Annotated in this window: 24 protein-coding genes; 18 read left to right on the top strand and 6 right to left on the bottom strand. The window is 46.9% G+C overall.

Annotation, left to right across the window (positions count from 1 at the left end):
- Positions 1-12: 12 nt before the first annotated feature.
- Both ACM64D_RS06705 and ACM64D_RS06700 read right to left on the bottom strand, forming a co-directional pair.
- Positions 13-462, bottom strand: coding sequence for a GNAT family N-acetyltransferase (locus ACM64D_RS06705; RefSeq protein ID WP_415062423.1), 450 nt, complete (start codon positions 460-462; stop codon positions 13-15).
- Between the two features lie 3 nt (positions 463-465).
- Complete coding sequence (locus ACM64D_RS06700) at positions 466-999, bottom strand: HNH endonuclease (RefSeq protein WP_415062422.1); 534 nt, start codon at positions 997-999, stop codon at positions 466-468.
- A gap of 159 nt (positions 1,000-1,158) precedes the next feature.
- Between ACM64D_RS06700 and ACM64D_RS06695 the strand changes: the two genes are divergently transcribed.
- From ACM64D_RS06695 to ACM64D_RS06630, 14 genes are all read left to right on the top strand, one after another.
- On the top strand, positions 1,159-1,632 hold the full coding sequence (locus tag ACM64D_RS06695) for an FKBP-type peptidyl-prolyl cis-trans isomerase (protein ID WP_415062421.1): 474 nt from the start codon (positions 1,159-1,161) through the stop codon (positions 1,630-1,632).
- Positions 1,633-1,683: 51 nt separating this feature from the next.
- Positions 1,684-2,169, top strand: coding sequence for a YajQ family cyclic di-GMP-binding protein (locus ACM64D_RS06690; RefSeq protein WP_415062420.1), 486 nt, complete (start codon positions 1,684-1,686; stop codon positions 2,167-2,169).
- 125 nt (positions 2,170-2,294) lie between these two features.
- Complete coding sequence (locus ACM64D_RS06685) at positions 2,295-2,645, top strand: RNA recognition motif domain-containing protein (RefSeq protein ID WP_415062419.1); 351 nt, start codon at positions 2,295-2,297, stop codon at positions 2,643-2,645.
- 65 nt (positions 2,646-2,710) lie between these two features.
- A complete protein-coding gene (locus tag ACM64D_RS06680; RefSeq protein WP_415062418.1) occupies positions 2,711-3,310 on the top strand; it encodes an arylesterase in 600 nt (199 codons plus the stop codon).
- The gene (locus ACM64D_RS06675; protein WP_415062417.1) at positions 3,307-3,972 is read left to right on the top strand and encodes an ABC transporter ATP-binding protein; all 666 of its coding nucleotides are present in this window, start codon (positions 3,307-3,309) and stop codon (positions 3,970-3,972) included. Before ACM64D_RS06680 ends, ACM64D_RS06675 begins: the two co-directional genes overlap by 4 nt.
- The gene (locus ACM64D_RS06670; protein WP_415062416.1) at positions 3,972-6,518 is read left to right on the top strand and encodes an ABC transporter permease; all 2,547 of its coding nucleotides are present in this window, start codon (positions 3,972-3,974) and stop codon (positions 6,516-6,518) included. The genes ACM64D_RS06675 and ACM64D_RS06670 overlap by 1 nt, the downstream gene beginning before the upstream one ends.
- A gap of 3 nt (positions 6,519-6,521) precedes the next feature.
- Positions 6,522-7,538, top strand: coding sequence for an L-threonylcarbamoyladenylate synthase (locus ACM64D_RS06665; RefSeq protein ID WP_415062415.1), 1,017 nt, complete (start codon positions 6,522-6,524; stop codon positions 7,536-7,538).
- Positions 7,539-7,659: 121 nt separating this feature from the next.
- The gene (locus ACM64D_RS06660) at positions 7,660-8,535 is read left to right on the top strand and encodes a GNAT family N-acetyltransferase (RefSeq protein WP_415062414.1); all 876 of its coding nucleotides are present in this window, start codon (positions 7,660-7,662) and stop codon (positions 8,533-8,535) included.
- Positions 8,536-8,590: 55 nt separating this feature from the next.
- Positions 8,591-10,933, top strand: a complete 2,343-nt coding sequence (locus ACM64D_RS06655; protein ID WP_415062413.1) for a phosphoenolpyruvate carboxylase — start codon at positions 8,591-8,593, stop codon at positions 10,931-10,933.
- Positions 10,934-11,018: 85 nt separating this feature from the next.
- Positions 11,019-11,579, top strand: coding sequence for a hypothetical protein (locus ACM64D_RS06650; protein ID WP_415062412.1), 561 nt, complete (start codon positions 11,019-11,021; stop codon positions 11,577-11,579).
- 43 nt (positions 11,580-11,622) lie between these two features.
- The gene (locus ACM64D_RS06645; RefSeq protein WP_415062411.1) at positions 11,623-12,459 is read left to right on the top strand and encodes a lysophospholipid acyltransferase family protein; all 837 of its coding nucleotides are present in this window, start codon (positions 11,623-11,625) and stop codon (positions 12,457-12,459) included.
- A gap of 32 nt (positions 12,460-12,491) precedes the next feature.
- Positions 12,492-13,562: a DNA polymerase IV gene (gene dinB / locus ACM64D_RS06640; RefSeq protein WP_415062410.1), complete on the top strand. Its 1,071-nt coding sequence runs from the start codon at positions 12,492-12,494 to the stop codon at positions 13,560-13,562.
- Positions 13,563-13,668: 106 nt separating this feature from the next.
- Entirely contained in the window at positions 13,669-14,292 is a 624-nt protein-coding gene (locus ACM64D_RS06635; protein ID WP_415062409.1) for a hypothetical protein, read from the top strand.
- A 103-nt stretch (positions 14,293-14,395) separates the two neighbouring features.
- The gene (locus tag ACM64D_RS06630; protein WP_415062408.1) at positions 14,396-14,524 is read left to right on the top strand and encodes a hypothetical protein; all 129 of its coding nucleotides are present in this window, start codon (positions 14,396-14,398) and stop codon (positions 14,522-14,524) included.
- A gap of 58 nt (positions 14,525-14,582) precedes the next feature.
- Here ACM64D_RS06630 and ACM64D_RS06625 read toward each other — a convergent pair whose 3' ends face one another.
- Both ACM64D_RS06625 and ACM64D_RS06620 read right to left on the bottom strand, forming a co-directional pair.
- Positions 14,583-14,942 carry an arsenate reductase family protein gene (locus ACM64D_RS06625; RefSeq protein ID WP_415062407.1) on the bottom strand — a complete coding sequence of 120 codons (360 nt, stop codon included), beginning with the start codon at positions 14,940-14,942 and terminating at the stop codon, positions 14,583-14,585.
- Positions 14,935-15,990: an agmatinase family protein gene (locus ACM64D_RS06620; RefSeq protein ID WP_415062406.1), complete on the bottom strand. Its 1,056-nt coding sequence runs from the start codon at positions 15,988-15,990 to the stop codon at positions 14,935-14,937. The genes ACM64D_RS06625 and ACM64D_RS06620 overlap by 8 nt, the downstream gene beginning before the upstream one ends.
- A gap of 148 nt (positions 15,991-16,138) precedes the next feature.
- Here ACM64D_RS06620 and ACM64D_RS06615 point away from each other — a divergent pair, with 148 nt between their 5' ends.
- Genes ACM64D_RS06615 through ACM64D_RS06605 form a run of 3 tightly spaced genes read left to right on the top strand, consistent with a single transcriptional unit; the run spans position 16,139 to position 19,875 of the window.
- Entirely contained in the window at positions 16,139-17,761 is a 1,623-nt protein-coding gene (locus ACM64D_RS06615) for a peptide-binding protein (protein WP_415062405.1), read from the top strand.
- Positions 17,762-17,812: 51 nt separating this feature from the next.
- A complete protein-coding gene (locus ACM64D_RS06610; protein ID WP_415062404.1) occupies positions 17,813-18,850 on the top strand; it encodes an ABC transporter permease subunit in 1,038 nt (345 codons plus the stop codon).
- On the top strand, positions 18,847-19,875 hold the full coding sequence (locus tag ACM64D_RS06605) for an ABC transporter permease subunit (protein ID WP_415062403.1): 1,029 nt from the start codon (positions 18,847-18,849) through the stop codon (positions 19,873-19,875). Before ACM64D_RS06610 ends, ACM64D_RS06605 begins: the two co-directional genes overlap by 4 nt.
- A 120-nt stretch (positions 19,876-19,995) precedes the next feature.
- On the opposite strand, the gene speA is transcribed toward ACM64D_RS06605, so the two are convergent.
- Together speA and leuS are read right to left on the bottom strand one after the other, a co-directional pair.
- Positions 19,996-21,900, bottom strand: coding sequence for a biosynthetic arginine decarboxylase (gene speA, locus ACM64D_RS06600; RefSeq protein WP_415062402.1), 1,905 nt, complete (start codon positions 21,898-21,900; stop codon positions 19,996-19,998).
- Positions 21,901-22,041: 141 nt separating this feature from the next.
- A complete protein-coding gene (gene leuS, locus ACM64D_RS06595) occupies positions 22,042-24,438 on the bottom strand; it encodes a leucine--tRNA ligase (protein ID WP_415062401.1) in 2,397 nt (798 codons plus the stop codon).
- A gap of 216 nt (positions 24,439-24,654) precedes the next feature.
- Between leuS and ACM64D_RS06590 the strand changes: the two genes are divergently transcribed.
- Positions 24,655-25,686, top strand: coding sequence for a diguanylate cyclase (locus ACM64D_RS06590; protein WP_415062400.1), 1,032 nt, complete (start codon positions 24,655-24,657; stop codon positions 25,684-25,686).
- Positions 25,687-25,726 lie beyond the last annotated feature (40 nt).

The following is a 25,726-nucleotide window of genomic DNA, read 5'->3' as shown; positions in this document are numbered from 1 at the left end:
CCTCCCGAGAGGTTATCGAGGAATGAGGTGCTTGTACATGACTTTATGGGGCCCAATGTCTTTCATCTCAAAGAGAGGGCCATGATAAAGAAAACCAAGTTTTTCATAGAAGGGAAAAGCCTTAATCCGTGCATTGAACCAAATCAGATCGCATCGCTTTTGGCGAAGATGTTCAATGCCATGGCGTAAAAGTTTTTGTCCAAGACCCTGGCCCTGGTAAGAAACATCGGTTGCCATGCCTCGCAAACGATAGGGGAGGCCCGCCGCGAAATCAGGATGGGATTCTAATAAAAAAGTAGCGACAGAAACAAGCTTTCCATCGTGAAAAAGTCCAAAGTGGTGAGTGGTGATGAGGTCGTCGCCCGGGTTCACGCACTGATCTTCGCGCAGAAAAGGTTTTAAGACTCTTTGGCGAAGACTCAGAGTTTCTTGGGTGGTGATTTCGTGAATTTCGTCGCGCAAAACTTATCCCGTGTTCAATCGTAAGTAAGGACTCCAGTCTGGTGGTACATGGTCTTCACCAATTTCTAACTCGAGTGTTGGCAGCCATGATGGAGCGCGCGGTTCATTCAGTAAAGGCATATTTGCAGTGCGCGGAGTGCGGTTGGCTTTTTTCTGATTGCACTCTCGACAGGCGGAGACAACATTGGTCCAGTTTTTAGGTCCGTTATGAGAAGCCGGGATGACATGATCGAGAGTGAGCAGTTTAGCGGGGAGCTTGGTCGCGCAGTATTGGCAGGTGTAGTTATCGCGGATATAGACGTTTTCTCGGCAAAACCTGACGGCGTTGTGGGCCCTGGGTTTCACATAAGTTTTCAGCCGTAAGACACTTGGAAGCTGAAACCTTCGTTGTACCGATCGAGCAAACGCAGAGTGATATTCCAGTATCTCTACTTTACCCTGAAACCACAAAACCAAGGCCTTTTGCCAACTTACAACCCGCATGGGTTCGTAACTTGAGTTGAGCAATAAGGACCTCAGCGAGGACATGTGCATCATGCGTTCCCCCTCAGGTGCGATCCTAAACTTAATTATATCGAAATCTGTATGCAGATTTCAAGCCCCCTCTTAAATATTCGAAAGAACAGGGTGTTTTCGGTTGAAAAAGGCTAGTAATAATGGGATACCCGCCACCAAAGCCAATAAGGAGGCATTGAGATGAAAAGAGTTTTGGCGTTTAACTACGTTTTAAAAGGACCTGATGGAAATATTTTGGATGCCTCTGAAAAAGGACAACCACTTCCGTTCTTGGAAGGTGCAGGTCAAATCATTCCTAAACTTGAAGAAGAAATCAAAGACCTCAAAGAGGGCGACAAGAAAATTGTAAAGCTCGCGGCAGCAGATGCCTATGGCGAGATGAAAGAAAATATGTTCATGGATGTTCCCAAAGAGGAACTGGCTCATCTTCCGCAATTGGAAATCGGTAGCCACCTTCGTTTGGAGCTGGGTCAAGGCGCTCACATCGTGCGTGTTTCAAAAATCACAGACACCCATGTAACATTGGATGGAAATCATCCTTTGGCGGGGCAGGATTTGGAATTTAGTATTGAGATGGTTTTGATTCGCGATGCGACCACTGAAGAAGTTCTGCACGGGCATCCTCATGGATTGCACGGGAACGCCGGTCACTAGTCGGTTGTCAGGCTTTTTTGATCAACCTTGAGTTATAGGGAGCTTTTTTTAATGCCTTCTTTTGATATTGTTTCTGAGATTGATCTTCAGGAAGTTGATAATGCTATTAATCAGGCGCGCAAAGAAGTTGAAGGGCGCTATGATTTTAAAGGGAGCAAAGCTGAAATCCAATGGGACAAAAAAGAAGTCACTTTGCTGGCGGAAGACGATTACAAAATTGAAGCTATGGGGAGCATTCTGCAAACCAAGCTCCACCGCCGCGGCATAGACATCAAGGCGATTAAGTTCGAAAAAATGGAAGAAGCCGGGGGGCGTATGCTCCGCCAAAAGGTCACTTTGGTCCAAGGAATTGACCGCGAGGTTGCTAAGGACATTATTAAATTGATTAAGGATTCCAAACTGAAGGTTCAGCCGGCGATTGCGGAGGATAAGATTAAGGTTTCCTCCAAAAGTATTGATGATTTGCAGGAGTGTATCAGTCTGGTGCGCGGCGGAAACTTTCCTGTACCTTTACAATATAATAATATGCGTTCGTAAAATTGGGCTTGCACAGTTTTTAGGCTGTGCTAGCCTGAGTTTAGTTTTAGTTCCCCGTGTGAGTGTTCTCGATTTCAAACTGTTCGAAGGCTTCCTCGGGTTTAGCCAACCATAAGGAGGTCTTTGTGGCTAAGAAATTATATGTTGGAAACTTGCCTTACTCTGTAGACGATGAGGCACTTCACAATCACTTTGCACAATTCGGTGCAGTTGATTCCGCAAAAGTTATCATGGACAGAGAAACGGGCCGTTCAAAAGGTTTCGGTTTCGTGGAAATGGCTGATGATTCTGCTGCAGATCAAGCTATTGAAAAAGGCAACGGCATCGAGTTGAACGGTCGCGCGATCAACGTATCTGAGGCTCGTCCTCAAGCTCCTCGCGAGGGTGGCCCTCGTCGTGGTGGTGGCTTCGGCGGTGGTGGTCCACGTCGTGGCGGTGGCGGCTTTGGTGGCGGCGGACGCGGTCCTCGCAACTAAGCACTCCCAAGTTTGACGAACTCAGACTTGTCATAGTGACTAACAAAAGGTCTCATAGATACCCTATGAGACCTTTTTTATTTTGGATCATTCTTCTTTTTTCTTCTCTCTCTTTTGCTCAGAAAAAACTAATTGTGTTGGGGGATTCCCTCACAGAAGGCTATGGCGTTGCCAAAGAGGCGGCCTATCCTGCGCTGTTGGAAAAGAAACTTCACGAAGCGGGAAAAAAAGAGTGGACGGTTATCAATTCGGGCGTGAGTGGCTCTACCACGGCGTCTGCGGTGACGCGTATGAAGTGGCTTTTTAAATCAAAACCCGATGCGGTGTTGTTGGTCTTGGGAGCGAACGATGGCCTTCGCGGTCTTAAGATTGAAGACAGTCAAAAACATCTTGCTGCGGCTATTGAGTATGCGAACTCGCAAAAAGTGCGAGTGATCCTGGGGGGACTTTACATGCCTCCGAATTATGGCGCGGACTATACGGGGCAATTCAAAAAAATGTACGAAGCCTTGGCGAAGAAATACAAGGTCACATTTATTCCTTTTATTCTGGAGAAGGTCGGTGGAAATCCCAAATACAATTTGGCCGACGGCATTCATCCCAACGAAGAGGGGCATAAGATCATTGCGGAAAATATTTTTCAGATTCTGAAGGGGGCCTTGTGAGCTTAGTTTTAAATCAGGTCCGTAAAGGTTTTCACCAGGGCGAAACGGAGATTCAGGTTCTGAAGGGACTTAATGTTGCGATTGAACCAGGTCAGATTGTCGCGATCGTCGGTCAATCAGGAAGCGGCAAATCGACTTTACTTTCTCTTTTAGCGGGACTGGAGCGCGCGGATTCTGGAGAGATCCTGGTTGATAAAGTCAATTTGGCGCCCTTGTCGGAACAAGAAATCACTCTATTTCGGGCCCAAAATATTGCCATCGTTTTTCAGCAGTATCATTTGATCGCGCATTTGACGGCTTTAGAAAATGTGATGTTGTCGTTAGAGATACTCAAGATGGAAAACCCTCGCGAGCGTGCTGAGGAGGCTTTGCGAGAGCTGGGCTTGGGGCATCGCCTGAACCACTTTCCAAGTCAATTAAGCGGAGGCGAGTGCCAGCGTGTGGCGATCGCTCGCGCTTTGGTTGTGAAGCCAAAGATTCTTCTTGCCGATGAGCCTAGTGGAAACCTGGATATCCATACCGGAGACAAGGTGATGGACGTCTTTTTTGATGTTGTTCGTAAATACAAAATCACCACGATTCTGGTAACCCACAGTGAAGCCTTAGCGAAAAGATGTGAAAGAGTTCTGCGCCTTGAAGAAGGTCAGTTGAGGGAAATCTAATGTTGTGGCGATTGGCGTTTCGAGAACTTTTGCGCAGTTGGCGTTTTGGTCTCTTTTTTATTTTTAATCTCAGTTTAGGTTTGGCGGGTTTTGTTTCTCTTCAAGCTTTTAATACGGCCCTTGAAGATCAACTTCGCGCCAATGCAAAATTCATTTTATCTGCGGATTTGGCGGTATCGGCTCGTCGTGAAATCACGGATGAAGAACTGAAGAAAATGCAGGCGGTTCTGCCTGCCGGTGCGGACCAATCTAAGATCTACGAATTCTTTGCCATGCTGAGTTCTGCCAAGGGTTCGCGTTTGATTCTTATTAAGGCCATTGATCAGTCCTATCCCTTCTATGGGGAACTGGAGCTAAAGTCCGGAAAAGTCATTCGCCACGGAACCCCCAAAGAGATTTTAAATTCACCCACCGCGTGGATTTATCCCGAGATGAAATCCCAATTGGGTTTGGACGTGGGAGATGAAATTAAATTGGGGAATCTTAAGTTGAAGGTCGCCGATTTGATTGAAAAAGATGCGACGCAAACCTTCAGGGCGGCGACGTTGGCGCCTCGAGTTTTCATCAATCGAGAGCTTTTGCCACAATCGGGATTACTGCAATATGGAAGTACATTTTCCTTAGCCTATCTTTTAAAGCTGCCCGCTGGTAGCGATGAGAACGCCTTGCGGGAAAAACTTTATCAAGCGTTGCCGGATCCTCAAATTACCATCGAGACTCCATCGTCGGCGGGGGAAGATTCGGGCAGACAATTGGGGTATCTGTCTGACTATTTGGGGCTTGTGGCGATCGTTGCTCTTTTTATGTCGGCCTTGGGGGCTGCTTATATCTATCGACTGTTTCTTTCAACGCGTATGAAAGAAATCGCGATCTTGCGCACTTTGGGATTACAAAGTGGCGAAGCCGTGGGTGTCTATATCTTGCAAGCGTCGATGCTGGGCCTTTTGGCAACAGTTCCCACCTTGCTTTTCAGCTATCTTGTTTTACCGCTTCTCAGTCGATTGCTGGCAAGCTTTACTCCGTTTGACTTGCACCCTCATGTGAACCTGGAAGCCTTTTTGGTGTGCTTGGTGATGGCAGTGTTTGGCAGTTTTGTGGTCAGTCTCCCGTTCTTGGTTAAGATCTTTGACCTTAAGGCTGCGAAACTTTTCAGTGAAGAAAAGTTCTCTGTCGGTGAGGGGCCTCGTCGCTGGTGGCCCTTTTTACCTCCCTTGGTTCTGTTCTATTTCTTGGCAGTTTATCAGGCCCACTCGTGGATGACGGGAAGTCTTTTTGTGGGTTCGATGGTCGCTGTGATCTTGATGCTTCTGTTGATTGGTTTTTCTACTGTTAAGCTTGCGGGGCGGCTGAAGGGATTTCGTCGATGGTTTTTGAAATTCAGTTTCTTAAGCCTTTCGCGTCGAGCCGGGGCCAGTCTTGCGATCTTTGTGGCTTTGGGGCTGGGAGCTTTGTTAATAAATATTTTGCCGCAGCTTAAGAACTCTCTTCAGGCCGAATTTCAGGTCGAGGGACGCAGCAAGATTCCTTCCCTCTTTATGTTTGATATTCAGGACGAGCAGCTTCCGGGCGTCGAAAAGATTCTGGAGAAAAATAATGTCAAGCCACTCGGGTTGTCCCCGTTGGTGCGAGCTCGCATTTTAAAAGTGAATGGACAGGACTATGAAAGAAAGATTGAGGACCAAGGATTTAAAACCCGTGAAGAAGAGCGGGAGGCTCGTTTCCGAAACAGAGGTGTGAATCTTTCTTACCGTCATGACCTTTCTTCGTCCGAGAATATCATTGAGGGCCGCCCTTTTTCAGGTGAGTTTGATTCGGAAAAACAAAAATATGCTGAGCTGTCGGTGGAATATCGTTTTGCGGAGCGTATGGGTTTCCATCTGGGCGATGTTTTGGTTTTTGATGTTCAGGGCGTTGAGGTTGAAGGACAGATTATCAACCTGCGTAAGGTTAAGTGGACAAGCTTTCAACCCAACTTCTTTATTCTTGTGCAAAGGGGAGTGTTGAATGAGGCTCCGAAAACATTTATTGCCGCGATTCCCTTTTTGCCCGAAGAAAAACGATCTTTGCTGCAGAATGAGATGGCTCAAGAGTTTTCCAATGTCTCTGTTGTGGATGTGGTGCGCACAGTGGACGAGGTCCTCAAAACCGCTGAAAAAATGAGTTGGTCGTTGGAGTTGATGGCGGGGCTTGCTTTATTAACAGGTTATATTGTGCTGTTTTCCATTGTGCGAAGTCAGATCAAACTTCGTCGTTGGGAACTGAATATGCTTAAAATCCTGGGAGCTTCTTGGGGCGAGGTGGCGAGCTTTATTTTGGCGGAATTTGCCTTCTTGTCCTTCCTGGCTGCCTTGGCCGGGGCTCTGTTAAGCGTTTTAGTCAGCTTTTCTTTAAACGCGTTCCTTTTTGAAAGCGACTTTAAGCTTTCTTGGTTTCAGCCGCTGGTGTCTGTACTTATCATTACCTGCTTAAGTCTACTGATTTCTTTCCTTGCAAGCCTGGATATTGTAAAAGAAAGTGCTTTAAGCATCTTGCGCGAGGAAAAATAGATCATGATGTCGCCCACCGAGGCCTTGGCAAAGGCAAAGAATATCTTAGATGAAGGAGGAGTCATTGGCTTCCCCACGGAAACCGTCTATGGGTTGGCGGCACGAATTGATATTCCTTCTGCGGTGGAAAAGATCTTTACGACCAAAGAGCGTCCCTTCTTTGATCCTTTGATCGTTCATGTGGCCTCCATTGAGCAAGCCAAAAAAGTGACAGCCTATTGGGGACCGGCATCTCAGGCCTTGGCGGAAGTCTTCTGGCCCGGACCTCTAACTTTGGTTTTGCCTCGTGACCCTTCAGTGAATTTGATGATCACCTCTGGGCTTGAAACTGTGGGCATTCGTATGCCGAATCACCCCATGGCTTTAGAGCTTTTACAGCAAGTCGGGGTTCCTCTCGCGGCTCCGAGTGCTAATAAGTTTGGGCGGACTTCGCCAACCTCGGCCAGCCATGTGCGTGTTGAGTTTAAAAACGAAGATGTTTTCGTCGTTGATGGAGGCGATTGCCAGATTGGGATTGAATCGACGGTTCTTCTGGTTCGGCATCGGCCTGATAAGGTGGTTCTTTCCATCCTGCGCCGAGGCCATATTTTGAAATCTGATATTGCAAAGGTGCTCTCGGAAAAGGGTTTTGAATTTGAGTTTGTAGAACAACTTGATAAACGAGAATCCCCCGGTCACATGAAACATCACTATATGCCACCAGTGCCGCTGATTGTTTGTACTGATGTTCAGCGGGCGCCCGGTGATGTCGTTACGGAAGTGAATCAAAAGATGGGCGAGCTTCCTGATGAAATTGAAAGTATCAAGATTATAAAGCCAAAGGCGGGGATTCACACCTGGTCTGTTTTGAAGTTGTCCGAAGATCCTCTTTTGGCGACGCGAGAGTTGTATGGAAAGCTTCGTGAGGTCGCAGCCCAGGGGGCGGACTGTATTCTTTTTTATCGAGAGTCTCATCAGGCTGGAGAACGTTGGGAATCACTTTTTGATCGTTTGAACAAAGCGGCCTCCTTGATTCTTTAGATAGAACTAGGCCGCCGCAGCCTTGTGCTGACTTAATTCCAACACAATTCTAAAAGATTTCTGACAATTTGATTTTCAAAATATAGCTACACTGAAGTTGATCTAATCGGGAGGGGCCTTGATGATCAACTCACTTGCGTACGCCAGTCTTGAACGTGTGTCTTTGAATCTGCAATCTTTTTATCAATTAAGACTCAATCGTATTCATAAGTTCAAGGCAAAGGTAGAGCTTCGCACGGAAGTGGGTCCGTTTGAAATTAAGACAGTAACGGATGCCGAAGAGCTGAAGGAAGCCCTCACTCTTCGTTATGATGTTTTTCATAGGGAAATGTTAGGAAAAAAAGCCCCTCATGGCGTCGACGTCGACGAATTCGATTTTGACTGTGATCACCTGATCATTAAAGAAAAAAGAAGCAATAAAGTGATCGGGACCTATCGACTGAACTGTTCTTTGTTCACAGACAATTTTTATTCCGTCAAAGAATTTGTGATGTCACAGATCTTTCGACAGCCGGGAGTTAAGTTGGAGTTGGGCCGAGCCTGTATCCATAAAGACTATCGCCGTGGTGTTCTGATCTCTCTTTTGTGGAGGGGGATTGCGGAATATATGGCTGCGACGGAAGCGAAGGTTCTTTTTGGTTGCGCCACCGTCAAAACGGATGATCCTCGCGATGCAGCTCTTTTGACCCGCTATTTTGAAGAAGAAGGACGCATTTTGCCGGAGTTTCGAACCCGCCCGTCCTTGTCATTTACAATGCCAATGCTGAACTATTTTTTGGATGAAGTTCGCGGCCCTCTCACGGAGACTCAGAGAGCTCAGGCCGAGGAACTTCTTCCCCCTCTTTGTCGTGCGTATTTGAAAATTGGGGCTTCTATTGGCGGAGAGCCCGCTTGGGACCGCGAGTTTCAATGTATTGATTTTTTAACAATCCTACAAAGAGAAGACTTGAACCGCACGTTGTGGAAGAAGTTTAAGTTGGATGGAGCCCAGGCTTAGTCTTTTTTTACGTGGCCAGGGTTGCCAATGTTGTGAGCCTGCTTAATAGTGAAGTATGGCACAAACTTTAGCAAAAGAACTTACAAGTCTTGTTGATTGGTCGGTCACGGAACTCGGAAATGTTATTAAGTCCGAATTGGGTGCGGAGGGCTTTCATCGCATCGAATCCATTCGGCGTTTTGTGAAATCCGCGAGGGGACAAACGCGGGCTGGGCTTTTAGATCTTAAAAATGAACTGGCATCCTTGTCTTCCCAGGACCGCTTTTATATCGCTCATTCTTTTTCCTTGATGCTAGAGCTTATCAACTCTTGCGAGGCGGCGTATCGCACATCGCGGTTAAAACAGGAAAAACATGGGCCGTCTGCAGAGTCATCTCATCAGTATGGTCGAATCATTCATGTGCTGACAGCCCATCCGACGGAGTCGCGAAGCCCCGACATCATTTATTACTTTAAAAAGATTCAAGATCTTTTAGAAAAGCATTTAGATCACGCGGAAGAGGCGGACACACCGTCTTTGCAGACACTCTTAAAATGGGTGTGGCGTATTCCGATGTCCAAACAAAGAAAACCTTCAGTGATGGACGAGGCTGAATACATTTACTCGTTGGCTTTGCAAAAGGACATTCTCGAGATTTTCATTGCGCAAAGAAGGCAGATGTTACCTTTCTATATACGCTCTTGGGTTGGGGGAGATAAAGACGGGCATCCGGGAGTTGATGAAAAAACCATGTTGGGAAGTTTGCAGATGGCTCGGGACTTCCTGCTTCGTTTTGTCAGTGAGCGATTTCAAATATTTGTCGATGATTTAACTCCCCTGGCTCATTCCGCCTCACGTGATAAGAAGAAGTTGCAGCAGATGTTATTTGTCGCTAAAGGCGTCAAACGATCTTTGTTTCAATTGAGAAAGATTCAGGCCGGGGATTCTTTAAAAATCAAGACGTTGCAAAATCTTTTGGATCAACTTGCGAAGAGCTATCATGCGCTCTTTAAAGCGGAGTCGGTTCTTTTGATGGATATCCGTCACCTGATGAAGGCCTTTCCGGGGCTGGTCGTGCCGCTGGAGTTGCGCGAAGACAGTTCTTTGGTGCGAGAAGCGTTGGCGCATTCTTCGAACAAATTTGCCATTTCAAGAATGTTGAAAACTCTGGGGAAAATTTCTCCTGATCACGATCCACGATTTTATGTGAGAGGATTTGTTCTGAGTCAGACGGAATCGGCTCAGGATATCGCCGCAGGCCTCGCGTTGGTGGAAAAGTACCTGGGAACGGCTCGTTTGCCCGTGGTGCCACTTTTTGAAAGTGCTCATGCCTTGGAATCCTCTGTTGCTATTGTTGAAGAGTTTCTGGGAAATTCGCGACGTCGAAATCTGATTAAAAAACTTTGGTCGAAGAAATTTGAAGTGATGTTGGGTTATTCGGACTCTGCCAAAGAAAATGGTGCATTTCCGTCTCGATATTTAATTTCCTCAGCCATTCAGGGCTTAGAAAAAACCATTCGCTCTTATGAGCTGACTCCCATCTTCTTTCATGGTTCGGGAGGCAGTGTAGAGAGAGGTGGAGGTTCCATTCAGGAGCAAACCGAGTGGTGGCCTACATCCGCTTTAGAGACCATCAAGGTGACGGTCCAAGGTGAAATGATTTATAGAAGTTACGCTGCCCCCGAAATCTTAAAAAGACAAATCGAAAGATTCACCTTCGCGCGGGATGAGGGAGGTGAGCCTCGTGAGCTGGGGGGCCATGCACAAAAAGATCTTCTGCGAATGTCAGAGTTTGTACAAAAATCCTATCAGGGGATTTTGCATGAGCCAGAGTTTCTGACGTTGATTGAAAAAGCCACGCCCTATTCGTTCTTAAAAGATTTACGTTTGGGATCAAGACCTTCCAAAAGACAAGGACCGGTAAATCTGAAAAACCTACGCGCGATTCCTTGGGTTCTTTGTTGGACACAGACGCGAGCCTTGTTTCCCAGTTGGTGGGGTGTGGGTAGCTTCTGGAAGACGCTGTCTTCCCAGGAAAAAAAGAGATATCAGCATCTTTTTAAAACGTCTTCTTTATTTAGTTCTTATATCAAGGTACTGGGTTTCACCTTGGCCAAGATTGAATTGGAAGTTTTCGCTCTGTATTTACATTCTTCCCCTTTGCCGGAAGTTGTCGTGAAGGGATTCCTTAGAAAGTTTCAGGATGAGTACGAGTCCTGCCAAAAGGCAGTGTATGAAATTTCAGGTGAAAAGAGTTTATTGTGGTATCGCCCGTGGTTGGAAACCAGCATTCAACTGCGTTCACCTCTAATTCATCCTTTGAATGTGTTGCAGATTCTAGCTCTAGAAAAAAAAGACATTCCACTTCTGCGAGAAACAGTCACCGGTGTTGCCAGCGGCATGCTCACGACGGGATAAAATGACCTGGCACTTTATTTGAATAGTGTCTCTTAAGGTTCCGAGCTGGTGACAAAAGGTTTCCAGGGGACTTAAAGGAGGATGTGTGGGTAAGGGCGTTATATTTTTGGCAGCAAGTGTTCTCTTTGTTAGCCAGACTTATGCTTTGGGATTAGGTGCTGTAGAGATTGCCGGAAATTCCTGCGAAGTTCCTGTCGGAACTCATGAACTGATGGAAGTTGGTGAGGGACGTTTTGCGATTCCCACAGGACTTTACGTCAAGAAAGAGGAAGATAAGCGGGTGGCGCGTGGCGCCTGTACATTCGCACTGACTTTGCAAGCAACTCCAGGAAAGAAAATTGTCATATCAAATACCCATCAGCTAACTAGTCTTCGTGCTTACCCCTCCCAAACAAAAGCACGTGTTGATCTTGAAATTTTTAAGGCGGGCTCACAAGGCGTGAAGCAGGCCTTGGAGGTTGAAGCTCAAGAGCAAGTGGCAAAAGTGAGTCAGCCTCTAGGACAGCAGGGGCCTGTGCTTGAGACCGAATGTGGTGGTTCTGCAATTCTGCGCGGTAATTTAGCAGCGACTTTAATCGGGGCCGGCAAAGCTCGTGCCTTCACTCGCGCTCTATATGTGGACATAAACGAGGTCGACTGTCCTTAGATTCCTTGACCATTTCGAGCCAAGAAGATTTAAATAGAGCTCTGTGGAAGAGATTCAAAACGGGCTTCGCGGAGCCTACCGCTTTATACTTTTTGTTCTTATTATTATCGCCTTTTTAGCGTGGTCCTATGCTTGCCATCTTATCAGTCGTGATCCTGATAAGCGTTTGAAAATGTTTTCACGAAACACGGCGGCTTTTAGCGGATGGATTCTGCGGGTTTTTAATCTGGACTTAACCGTGATTAATAAACCTCAAGCTGATCAAAAGTATCTTTTGGTCAGCAATCACATGGGCTTTGTGGATATTCTGATGTTGGCGTCCTGCGCGCCGATGCTATTTGTGACTTCGAACGAAATGAAAGAGACTCCTTTTCTTGGTCTTCTGACTGAGATGGGAGGATGTATCTATGTCGAGCGTCGCAGTCGCACGCGTATTTTGGATGAAATGAAATCCATTGTTAAAGTATTGCGGGACGGGTATCGCGTGGTGCTTTATCCCGAGGCCACGTCCACCAACGGTGAACAGGTGTTGCCTTTTAAAAAGACGTTGATGATGGCTGCGGCTCATGCCGGAGTTCCTTTGCAACCAGTGGTCGTCAATTTTCGCCAAATCAATGGTGAGGAATTTTCTTTGAAGTGGCGAGACCATGTTTGTTGGTATGGAGACATTCCTTTTGTGACTTCGCTTTGGAAATCCTTAACCCTCAAATCCGTGAAAGCAGAGATTGAGTTCTTGGAACAGATTCATGTTTCTCCGGAAGAGGATCGAGGTTTGATTGCTGACAAAGCCCATGCGCTTATCTCTGCCAAGTTTTCTCCCGTAAAGGGCCTGCCTGTGGCAGAACAGACTCCCGTCGAGATGGAAGTAGATCCGACTTGATTTCTCCGTTCTGATATGTAAATAATGTGTAAATGAGAAAGATCATCCACATCGACATGGATTGTTTTTATGCGGCCGTTGAGGTGAAGTACCGACCGGAACTGAAGGGGAAACCTTTGGGAATCGGGGGGCCGCCCAATTCACGAAGTGTTTTATGTACCGCCAGTTATGAGGCGCGAAAGTTCGGTGTTCGTTCAGCCATGCCCTCGTCGCAGGCGGTGCGGTTGTGTCCGCAGCTTATTTTGATACCTCCTCATTTCGACTTATATAAAACTGAAAGTCGAAAAGTGCGTGAAATTCTTGAGAGATTCACAAACAAGATTGAACCTTTGTCTTTAGACGAGGCCTACCTCGATGTGACAGAGTGTGAACAGTTTGGGGGCAGTGCGACCTTGATTGCCCAAGAGATCCGCCGTTTGATTTTTACTGAACTTCATCTGACCGCTTCAGCGGGGGTGGCTCCGAATAAGTTTTTAGCGAAGATTGCCAGTGATTGGAAAAAGCCCAACGGTCAATTTGTGGTTCGTCCCCAAGATGTTGAAGCTTTTGTGAAGGAATTGCCGGTAGAAAAAATCTTCGGAGTTGGAAAGGTCACAGCACAGAAGATGCACGAGTTGGGTCTTCGTACTTGCGGTGATATCCAAAAGTACACGGTGTTTGAGTTGCATCATTGGTTTGGCTCCCGCGCGCAAGAGCTTTATGAGTTTGCTCGAGGTGAGGACCAGCGCCCGGTCATCACAGAGTGGGAAAGAAAGTCTTTGACCGTCGAAGAAACGTTCAGTCGCGACCTGCAATCCTTGGAAGAGTGTCGCAAGCAGATTCCGGGCCTCTATGAAGATTTCCGTCGTCGCCTTGAGAAGGGCGAGTATCAAGATCGCATCAAAGGTTTGGTTGTGAAATTAAAGTTTTTTGATTTCAAACAAACAACACACGAAGAGGTCACTCACGAGATACCGACCATTGCAGATTTCGAACGTCTTTTAGAAAAAGCTTGGAATCGACGGGCTTCTCCAGTTCGTCTTGTGGGTTTAGGAGTTCGCCTGGGCACTCAAAAGAAATCGGAGCCCGAAGATAACTCGCCGCAACTGAAATTCGCTATCTAAGATCCTTTCAAAGTGGTGCATTTTTTCCTGGCACTATCGTTGCTTCTTTGGGCCAGTGCTCAATCGGCAGTGTCAAAGAGGCATTGCTTTAAAAGAAAGGACCACTATGAAGAAGATTATTTTATCAGGGCTTCTGATCACCACCTTGTTTTGTAATACAGGCTGTGACTCTTCGGATATTGCAGCAGGAGCTATCGGGGTTGCCATCGGCATTGGCATTGGCTCCAACGGGGATGGCCATCATCACGGCCATGATCGTCGTCCTCCACGTTATCGTGAATGCGGAAGATATCGATGCTACGAAGGCTCCACTCAACTCAACCTGGAAACAGATCCAGCGGTGGTGGAGTTTGCGCAAAGACACCAAATCAGTCTTTCCGCGGCGGAACAAATTCAAACAGCTTTTGCGCAAGTTTCTAGCGAAGGATTGAACTCGTTTCAGCGTGTCGGTCTTTCTGAGAAAGACATTCGTGCGATCAGCAATCGAAGTCTTCCGAAGTCAGAATCAATCGCAGCGATGGCGACAAAGCTGGATATGTCGGAAGCTCAAGCGCGCGATCTATTGAAAGAAATGATTTCTGATTTTGATGCTCAAGCCTCAGATATCGAAAGTGTTTATTGGCAGTCTTGTATGGCTAAAGGTCAGTGGAAAACTCCGCAGAATGCGTCATGCAAAAAGACATTCTGGAATGGCTGTAGCCCTGAAACCGGCGCCACTCTTTGTTTCTAACTAAGAGGTGCAGCCTTGCTTTGGGCTGTACCTGATTTCTGACAATCCAGGATTATGGGTAACCTTATTTTGTGGCAATATAAGACTGCTAAAGGAGGTTTTTATGATCAGCCTATGGATTGTGATCTTATCTTTAGCGATTATTTTTGTGGGGCTCTATTTTATCTTCAAGATGAATAAGGATGAATCTTTACCGAAGCCTCCACACAATCGTCGCCACCCTAAGACCTAAAAAAACCCCAGGGAAGACTTCTTCGCTGGGGTTTTTATAGTTTAAGAGCTGGAGGTCGTTAGAAGACTTTCTTCCACTCGTCCTCTTTGAATCCGACAAGATAAGTGTCGTCGCCAATGACGAAGGGGCGCTTTACCAGTTTGCCGTTTTCAGACAATAACTTTAAAGCCTCAGCTTCCGACAAAGTGGGAAGCTTTTCGCTCATCTTCATTTCCTTATACATCACGCCGGAAGTATTAAAGAGATGTTTAAGGTTGCCACCCTTTTCTTTAAGAGCGGCCAGCATTTCTTTGAGCTCTTTCTGTGTGGGCGCTTTATCCACAATGGGCAGTTTCTCATAACGAACCTTTTTTCCATCGAGGAACTTAAGAGCCTTTACGCAAGTGGAGCACTTAGCGTATTCATAGACCTTAAGCATGGCTTTTCACCAACCAACCGCACATTTTATAGAGAATGCGGGCGCCAACATTGCCGTCCCATTCCACTTCGTGCTCTTCCAATCCGCCTGTCGAAACTTCGTTCAAATCAAATGCGATGATTTTTCTTCCAGAGTTATGCACTTCACGGAACAAGAAGAAAACCTGATCAACACTTAAGCCGCCAGGGACGGGAGTTCCTGTGTGAGGGCAGAACGCCGGATCAAGCCCGTCGATATCAAAAGAGATGTAAACATTTTGTGGCAACTCTTTGATAATATCTTGGCAGACTTTTTCCCAGCTTTCGCCTTTAAGAAGACGGCGCTTCAGTTCAAGATCATAAAACGTGTGGATGTCTTCGCGAGAATTGCTGAAGTCATATTCTTCTTCGCAGAAATCACGAATGCCCACTTGGACCAGCTTCTTGGGCTTCTTTGCATCCGTCATCACGTTGTACATGATGGAGGCGTGGGATTGTTTAAAACCCTGATAAGCTTTACGAAGATCCGCGTGGGCATCAATATGAAGAACACCAAAGTCCCCCTTGTATTGGTCACTCACGGCCCGAATCGCCCCGAGAGGAGTGGAGTGGTCTCCACCGACCAAGCCTAAAAGCTTCCCTTTTTTTAGGACATCAGAACATTGGTCATAAACCCATTGGGTCATCTCTTCGCAGGCCTCGTTTACTTGGGAAGCCAGAGAGTTCATTTTGGCCTCATCCTCGCTGAGGTTTGTTCGCATTTCGATCAATTCTTGGGCGACACTTTTGTATTTATCGTTCATTTTGCAGAGGTCTTCGGGGAACTCGCGCATAAAGTACCCGACTTCATAAGCCTTGCCGACCTCGATGTCGAAAAGGTCAATCTGTTCACTGGCTTGGCGAATGATCTGAGGGCCTCGCGAAGCGCCCTCGCCATAAGAGGTTGTGACCTCCCAAGGGGCGGGGACTAAAACGACCTTGGACTCCTCCTCGGTCATAGGAATGCCGAAGATTCCGAACTCGGCAGAAATGGTGGTGGTGGGATCGAATTTCACCGTCTTTTCCGACATTATTTTCTCCTTAAGAATGACTAGGGTATATAACATTTAAGCGCGGCGTCAATCGAGCAATAACTTGATTATTTTTCTCGCATAACCCATTTTAAGCCCACTTTGGGAACTACTTAAATTCCCTACGAAATTCTTTGGAGGAAACACAATGAATATGAAGGGTCTCCTAGCTCTACTTTTGAGCTCAGCTTTGACAGCTCCCGCTCTTGCAACTGCACCAAATGCAGCAGCACCTAAAGGCGGTAATTTCGTTATTAACTTGGGCGGAGAACCACCGACAGTTCACCCCATCACTAGCACAGACGCTTACAGCCGTGATGTTCAAAATTACGTTTGCGAAGGTTTGTTGACTCGTGACTCTGAGACCTACGATTGGAAGCCTCGTTTGGCTGAAAAGTGGGAAGTTTCTAAAGACAACAAAACATTTACTTTCTTCCTTCGTAAAAACGCTGTTTTCCATGACGGTAAACCCGTGACAGCTGAAGACGTGAAGTTCTCTTTTGATGCGATCTTTGAACCTAAGTATGAAGCCGCTCATCTTCGTCCATACTACGAAGGTTTGGCAAAGGCAGAGGTTGTTGATGCTCATACCATCAAGTTCACTGCAAAAGATATGTACTTCAAAAATTTCGAGTCGGCGGCGACTTTGACTGTGATTCCAAAGCATATCTACAGCGATGTTGAAAAATCTAAAAAAATGAACAGACAGCTTATCTGTTCTGGTCCTTACTCTTTGGCGAAATTTGATCGTGGTCAGTTGATCACTTTGAAAAAGAACGACAAATGGTGGGGCGTGAATGACCCTGTTTATAAGGGCACTTACAACTTTGACTCTATCACGATGCGTTTCTACAAAGATGAGAACGTTCAACTTGAGCGCGCTAAAAAAGGTGAGTTGGACTATATCGATCTTCGTATCGAAGCCTTCATGAAGAAAACAGAAGGCGCTCCTTGGGGCAAAACTGTTATCAAACACAAAGTTGAAAACAGCGCTCCGAAATCTTACGGTTTCGTAGGTTGGAATTTCCGTAAAGAGCTTTTCCAAGACAAGAACGTTCGTATTGCCTTGGCTCACCTTCTGAATCGTGAAGAGATGAATAAAAAGTTCCGTTACGGAATGTCTGATTTGGCGAACGGTGCGGTTTACATCCGTTCTGAGTTCAATCCTGGCAACAAAGCTATTGAGTTCAACCCGAAGAAAGCTCAAGAGTTATTGTCTAAAGCAGGCTGGACGGATCTCGATAAAAACGGTGTCCTTGAGAAGAACGCGAATGGCAAGAAATCTGAATTTAAGTTCACATTGATCTATCCAAATAAAGATGTTGAGAAATACTGGACTTTGTACCGCGAAGACCTCAAAAAAGCGGGCATCGACATGGAGTTGAAATATCTTGAGTGGAACTCATTCTTGAAATTGGTTGATGAAGGAAACTTCGATGCTGTGACGATGGCTTGGGGCGGCGGTTCTGTAGAACCAGATCCTAAACAAATCTGGCACTCTTCAGGTGCGGTTCCTGGTGGATCTAACTTTATCGCCTACAAAAACCCTGAAGTTGATAAGTTGATCGACGAAGCTCGCGTTGAGCCAAACAAAGCAAAACGTGTTGTTAAGTTGAAGGAAGTTTACAAGAAGATCGCTGAAGATGCTCCCTACGCTTTCTTGTTCAACGATAAGTTTGTGTTCTATGCAAATTCTTCACGCATAGGCACTCCTGGCGAGACATTTAAGTACGAAATTGGTACAGACTACTGGTGGATGAAGCCTCAATAGGCTTCTCCTCTTTTTCGTTAATCCGTCTGATGTAAGTTTGGGAGTAGGGCTTTGATCATCTACCTGATTCGCCGATTGCTGTTGATGATCCCGACATTCTTCGGGATCACGCTCGTTACCTTTGTGCTAATTAACTTAGCTCCTGGAAGCCCCATTGAGCAGAAGCTGCAAGCCATCCGCTTTGGTGCGGCTGGCGGTGGCGGGGGCGGCGGAGGAGCTGCTAGCGTCAACAGTCGTGGTGACACGTCGGTGAACGAAGAGGTTATTGAAGCTCTTAAGAAGCAATATGGCTTCGATAAGCCCATTCATGAGCGTTATTTCATTTGGTTAAAAAATCTCAGCCGCTTGGATTTTGGCGAAAGCTTCACTTACCAAGAACCTGTGATTGATGTGATCAAAAGTAAGTTCCCGGTTTCTTTGCAATTTGGTATTGCTTCTTTGATCCTCACATACATTGTTTGTATTCCTCTCGGCGTGAGAAAGGCAATCAAAGCGGGGTCGGGTTTTGACCGTATCACCACTTTAATTCTGAATTTCACGTATTCGATCCCACCACTGATTTTAGGTATTTTCTTGATTGTGGTTTTGGCGGGTAAGCTGAATTTGTTTCCCTTGGGCGGTTTGCAGTCTGATGACTACGAATCTTTTACGACCTGGGGAAAAATCACGGATCGTTTGCACCACTTTGTTCTGCCTTTGATCTGTTACATGATCGGTGGGTTCACTGAGCTTTCTGTTCTTATGAGAAACTCGATGTTGGACGTTGTAAAGTCGGACTATGTTCGTACGGCACGTGCTAAGGGTTTGTCTGAAAAAGTTGTCATCTTTAAACACGCCCTTCGAAATGCACTTATTCCGATTGCGACGGGCCTGGGTGGCTTCTTTGGTGCCTTCCTTGCGGGATCTCTGATTATTGAGCAGATGTTCAATCTGGATGGTATCGGCCTTTTGGGATATCAATCCGTATTGTCTCGTGACTATAACGTGATCATGGGGTTGACCTTCATCTCTTCAATGCTTTTGATGATGGGTCGTATTTTCAGCGATATCATTTACGTTCTTATCGATCCAAGGATTGACTTCAAATGATGGATCCAATTCAGAAATATTTTATTCGAAATGAACTCACACTTAAGCGCTACAAACGCTTTAAAAGAGACCGCGTTGCCGTTATTTCGGTGTGGGTTCTTCTTGTTATGTTCTTCTTCAGCTTTACGGCAGAGCTTTGGGCTAACAATCATCCCCACATTTTAAGTTATCAGGGGAAATTGTATTTCCCTCTGGTTAAAGACTATCACCCGACGGATTTTGGCCGTGAAGATATCTACGTCATGGACTACCGAAGTCTAGAGCTTGGAGAGAATGACTGGGCTGTATGGCCAATCATTCAGTGGGATGCCTACGAAAGCAATAAAACCGTCGAGACTTACCCGTCGCCTCCAACCAAGCAAAATTGGATTGGAACGGATGAAAGTGGGCGGGATGTGATGACTCGTCTGTTGTATGGTTTCCGCTATACAATGTTGTTTGCGATCGGTGCTTGGATTTTGGCTTATTTGATTGGTATTACCCTTGGTTCTTTGATGGGATACTTGGGCGGTAAGACGGATCTTATTGGTCAGCGTATTGTGGAGATCGTGGAAAGTACTCCGATCATGTTCGTCTTGATCACCATGATTTCGATCTTTACCCCGTCTTTACCCATGCTGGTTGCGTTTTATGCGTGTTTTGCGTGGACGGGAATTTCGGCTTACATGCGCGCGCAGTTCTTATCTTTGCGTAAGCGTGAATATGTTGAAGCGGCGAAAGCCATTGGGGCTGATCACAAAAGAATCATCTCAAAACACATTCTTCCGAATGGTTTGACTCCGATCATTACGTTCTCTCCCTTTGTAATTTCTGGAAACGTGTACACTCTTTCCATGCTTGATTATTTGGGCCTTGGTTTGACGCCTCCGACTCCTTCCTGGGGAGAACTTATGGCGCAAGCTCAGAAGTGGTTTACCATTGCTGAGTGGTTGGTGTGGGGACCGTTGACGGCTCTTTTCATCACCTTGATCCTTTTGATCAACATCGGTATCGCCGTCCGCGACGCCTTCGACGCCAAGATGTAGGTATCTGCTTATAGACTTGTTTTAATCTCGGCATAATTCGATATAAAAAAAAGAGGCCCCCATCTGGGAGCCTCTTTTTTTTGATCACTTTTGAATGTGTCCGAGAAATGCCGGTACCTTCTACTCAGCCTCTTCGAGGTAGGTGTAGCCGGAGAGGCCTTCTTCGTAATGTTTGATCAGAAGTTTGGCTTCCTGTTTTGTGATTGTGCCCTTTTGGATACTTTCTTCTGTAGCTTGGCGAACATTGTCGACCATCTCAGAGCGACCGTACTGAACGTAAGAAAGAACTTCCGTTACAGTGTCGCCGGGGACGTAGTGATCAATTGTATAACCCACGCCGTTCAAAGAAATGTGAACCGCATCGGTGTCGCCAAAGAGGTTGTGCAAGTCTCCAAGAATCTCTTGGTAGGCTCCCGTTAGGAACACACCTAGATAGTACTGCTGACCATCTGTAAATTGGTGCAAACGCACGGTCTCTTTAGGTTCGCCGGACTCGGTATCGATGAATTTTTCAATCACGCCATCCGAGTCGCAAGTCAAATCCGCCAAGGTCGCTTCGCGAGTGGGCTCTTCACCCAAACGATGAATAGGAATCAGCGGGAAAAGCTGTCCAACGGCCCAAGAGTCGGGAACGGACTGGAACACCGAGAAGTTCGAGAAATAGGTGTCGCAGAGTTCTTTAGAAAGAGCGGCAATGATGTCTTCGGTGTCGGCCACGGTCTTGGCAAGTTTCACCATCTTTGTGGCGATCGCGAAGTACATGCTTTCACACCAAGCGCGTTGTTCAAGAGTCAATACGCCATAGGTGAAAAGCTGCAAAGTTTCTTGCTTGGCTTGTTCAAGGTCGTTGAAACATTCGTTGATGTTATCCTTATTCACCTTTTCATAGATGTACTGCATGTCTTGCATGATCGAAGGATCTGTCTTCGATGCAGGACGAGGTGGTTCATGGCGGTGAAGGTCGTTCACGCCCATGACGTTAAAAACAAGGACCGAGTGATGGGCCACCAAAAAGCGGCCAGACTCTGTCACGATGTTTGGATGAGGAATTTCTTTTTCGTCACAAAGGGTTTGCAAGACAGACACGATGTCGTTGGCGTATTCCTGCTCAGAATAGTTCACCGAGCTGTCAGAGTGGCCGGAGCCATCGTAATCGATTCCAAGTCCGCCACCGACGTCGATGTATTTAAGGCCCGCACCCATTTTGTAAAGCTCTGTGTAAAAGCGTGCGCCCTCTTTCAAAGAGGACTTAATGCTTTGGATGGCAGGAACTTGAGAGCCAATGTGGTAGTGAAGAAGTTCAAGGCAATCCAACATGCCTTCCTTTTTAAGAACTTCGACGCCTTCGACGATTTCAACGGCGGTGAGGCCGAACTTCGAGCGGGCTCCTGAAGAGTCCACCCATTTGCCGGCGCCTTGGGTGTTGAGTTTTGCGCGGAAGCCGATCTTAGGGCGAGCGTTAAACTTCTTCGCCGCATCGATGATCATTTTAAGCTCTTCCTTGCGATCTACCACGATGATGGTATTTCGTCCCAGCTTCTGAGATAAAATGGCCGTCTCGATGTATTCGGCATCCTTAAAACCATTGCAAATGATGAGGGCGTTTTCGGTGTTCATCAAAGCCAAAACCACAAGAAGTTCTGGCTTTGAACCGCACTCAAGGCCCATGCGGAAACCTTTTCCGTATTTTACGAGTTCTTGGACAAGGTGGCGTTGCTGGTTCACCTTAATCGGATAAACTCCGCAGTACTGGCCTTTATAACCATGATCGGCGAAGGCTTTTTGGAAGCAGCCGTTTAGAAGTTCTACGCGAGATTTAATGATTTCAGGGAAGCGGATCATGATGGGGACGCGAATACCGCGGTCCAAAAGATCCTGAGTCAGCTCAAACAAATCCACGGAGGGACCGTTGGCTCCCATGGGAGTGACAGAGACATTGCCGGCTCCGTTGATTCTGAAATAACCGTTGCCCCAGTTGTTGATCCCGTACAGCTCGGCGCTCTTTTCAGGACTCCAATTAGACATCTCTTTTGGCCCTCACTCCAGGTTGTTGAAAAAGGCTCTGCGCTTTGTGGCTGAACCTTTTTGAGCAACCCTTTTTAGTTAGGGTCCCGGTGAAGGACCCCTAGTTCTTTGTTCGGGGTCCTTTTCGGTAAAAGAACCCAATTATTTAACGATCAAATTCAAAATTCTTCCGGCTTTATAAATCACCTTGTCGGGATTCTTTCCGTCCAAAACTGAGGAAACCGTGGAAACGGCTTTCGCCGCAGCCAGAGCCTCTTCTTCAGAAGCATTGGCCCCAATTTCGATCGTGCCGCGCATTTTTCCGTTCACCTGCACGCCGATTGTTACAGTGTCATCAGCGACGAGGGTACTATCATATTTTGGCCATGGAGCCAAAGAGCAAAGTCCCTCTCCGCCCATTTTTTCCCACAATTCTTCAGCTAAGTGGGGAGCAAAAGGAGCTAGGATTTGAACCAGGGGTTTTAAGGCCTCTTCCGAGCGGCATTCGGCTCGGTAAAGCTCGTTGACGAGAATCATCATGGCACTAATGGCTGTATTAAAGCTCATCGACTCGATGTCCTCTGTGACTTTTTTAATCGTTTTGTGAACTAATTTCTTAATGTCTTCGGGGGCGGCAGCCTGAGTCGCGACATACTGTCCCTCGTCGGTGACGATCAGTCGGGAAATGCGATCCAAGAAGCGCTTCACCCCGTCAATTCCCGTCGGCGCCCAAGGTTTGTCTTTATCCACGGGCCCCATAAAGCTGATAAAGGTTCTAAGAGCGTCGGCGCCATGGGATTTTGCAATATCCTCAGGGGAGATCACATTGCCTCGGGATTTCGACATCTTTTCGCCATCGGGTCCCAAGATCATCCCTTGGTGGGCCAATTTTTTAAACGGCTCATCGTGAGTGACAAGTCCACAGTCAAAAAGAACCTTCATCCAGAAGCGAGAGTAAAGCAAATGCCCTACTGTGTGCTCAGGACCACCGACATAGAGGTCCACCGGCATCCAATATTTTTCAGCTTCAGGGCTGAAGGGGGCCTGGTCATTGTGAGGATCAATGTATCTCAAGAAATACCAAGAAGATCCTGCGGCTCCAGGCATTGTGTCAGTTTCACGGCGGCCCTCTTTGCCCTCTTGGGATTTGTAGTGAACCCATTCGGCATTACGAGCCAAAGGAGCTTCGCCTGTATCTGCCGGTTCATAGTCCGCGACTTCGGGAAGAACCACGGGAAGTTCGTTGACGGGCACACCACGGGATCCGTCGGCAAAGTGCACGATCGGGAACGGTTCGCCCCAATAGCGCTGACGGCTAAACAACCAGTCGCGCAGTTTGTATTGAACTTCGCGCACACCTAATTTTTGTGCTTCTAGGTGAGCCAGCATTTTTTTGATGGCATCAGCTTTGGAAAGACCATTGAGGAAATCAGAATTGATTAAAGTTCCGTCACCCTCAAAAGGAAGAGCCTCTCCCCCTTCTAGGACGCGTTTTATAGGGATGTTAAACTTCGTCGCAAATTCGAAATCGCGAGAGTCGTGCCCCGGAACTGCCATAATGGCTCCGGTGCCGTAATCCATCAAAACATAGTCGGCAATCCAGATTTCAATTTTATCCCCGGTGATCGGGTGAAGGGCGTGGGCTCCGGTAAAGACTCCAGTCTTTTCGGTGGTGGCTTTGCGATCCACTTCGGATTTTTTCGATGTTTCAAAAATATACTCTTCCACCGCCGAGTGCTGGGGCTGAGAAGTGATTTTTTTAACCAAAGGGTGTTCGGGTGCCATCACCATGAAAGTGACGCCGAACAACGTATCAGGACGAGTGGTGAAAACCTCGAAGCTATCGGAATTTCCCGCCACTTTGAAAGTGACACGAGCCCCTTCGCTTTTTCCGATCCAGTTTCTTTGTGCTTCTTTGGTTCTTTCGGGCCAATCGACTTTGTCGAGATCATTTAACAAGCGCTCTGCATAGTCTGTGATCTTCAGCATCCACTGTTTCATGGGAACACGAATCACAGGATGACCGCCGCGCTCGGATTTTCCATCAATGACTTCGTCGTTTGCTAGAACCGTCTTCAGGGCCGGGCACCAGTTCACGGGGACTTCTTTTTGGTAAGCAAGACCGCGCTCATAGAGCTTCAAGAAGATAAATTGGGTCCATTTGTAGTAGTTCGGTTCACATGTGGAGATTTCACGGCTCCAATCAAAGCTAAACCCAAAAGACTGCAATGTTTTGCGAAAGCTTTCGATCGCTTTTTGGGTGGTGATCGCGGGGTGAATTCCCGTTTGAATGGCGAATTGTTCTGCGGGTAAACCAAAAGCGTCGTAACCCATGGGATGAAGAACGTTAAAACCATTCACGCGCTTGTAGCGAGAGACAATGTCTCCAGGAGTGTAGGACGCCATGTGGCCGATGTGCAGCCCCGATCCCGAAGGGTAGGGAAACATATCCAGGGCGTAGTACTTCGGCTTCGAGCTTTTTGTCTCAGCTTGAAACGCCTTTTGCTCGGCCCATTTTTTCTGCCACTTTGCTTCAATTTCGGTGAAGTTTAAACTCATACAACAACATCCTTCTTAGAACAAAAAACACCAGCTCTTTTAATAACGAACTTCCTCTTGAAGTTCAACGTCTATGAACCCCCCAACGCGGCTTCTCTGGCTGGAGCAAAGCCTAGTCCAGCAGAAGGTGGCTTGGCAGTGCGACTTTCCCTTAGGGCGAGGTCTAGCAAGGCCATAGGTTAGAAATCAGCCTAAATAAATTCCACAAATTAACCGATGAGAAAGGCTGAAGTTACACTGGTATGTAAGATGAATTTTGAAGTCAGCACTAAACAACCCAAAAGTCGTCGAATTCTAGTAATTGACGATGATAAAGACAGCTTAGAGATTCTATTAGAACCTCTGCGCTGGGAAGGCTATGATGCCCGAGGGGTGACCTCGGACACGGAAGCCCATAAGCTGATCGACTCTTGGATTCCTCATGTGGTCATTCTTGATTGGATGGCGCCTTCGATGGCAGGCCTGCGCATTCTTAAGGCCATTCGCGAAAGATTGGCTCATGTTTCTTGTGTGTTTGTTTCTGAAAACTCCAGTACAGAAGCCATTATTGAAGCCTTGGATGCCGGGGCTGACGACTATATCGTCAAGCCGTTCGTGCCTTTGGAGTTGTTGGCGCGCATTCGCACTCAGCTGCGTATTCGCGATCTGCATGAGCAGCTTCTTTTTGCCAATGAAAAGCTCAAAGAGCTTGTGGATACCGACGACCTGACCGGTCTTTACAATATGCGGTCCTTGTATCAGCGTCTAGATTTTGAGATGGAGCGGGGACGTCGCTTCCACCGTGACGTGTGTGTTGTCATGATGGATATGGATTATTTCAAAACCGTGAATGACGGTCATGACCATCTTTTTGGAAGTTATGTTCTTTCCGAAGTGGGCAAGATCATTCGTGCGAACACTCGTAATATTGACATTCCTGCGCGCTACGGTGGGGATGAGTTCTTAGTTGTTTTGACGGAAACGAATCACGAAGGAGCCACCTATTTCTGTGAGCGTTTGCGTGAGAACATTCAAAAGACGACTTTTAAAAATGGCGACGATCAAATCAAGCTGACGGCTTCTGTCGGCTTTGCCATCACGATTCCTGGAGAGAATATCAGCGCCAGGGAACTTGTGCGCCGGGCAGACCATGCTCTTTACGATGCTAAGCGGGGTGGGCGTAATAAGGTATGCCACTACAAACCTGAAGCCGCTCCGGTTGTGGAGCTTAAGACGGCGGCACAGAATCGCCGCAAGGCCGCAGGATAACTATTGACGAAATTGAGGGGATCAACGAAAACCCTCTTAT

Origin of the sequence: Bdellovibrio sp. (genome assembly GCF_047637665.1) — a bacterium.
GTDB lineage: Bacteria > Bdellovibrionota > Bdellovibrionia > Bdellovibrionales > Bdellovibrionaceae > Bdellovibrio.
This window is presented reverse-complemented; position numbering and strand designations above follow the sequence as displayed.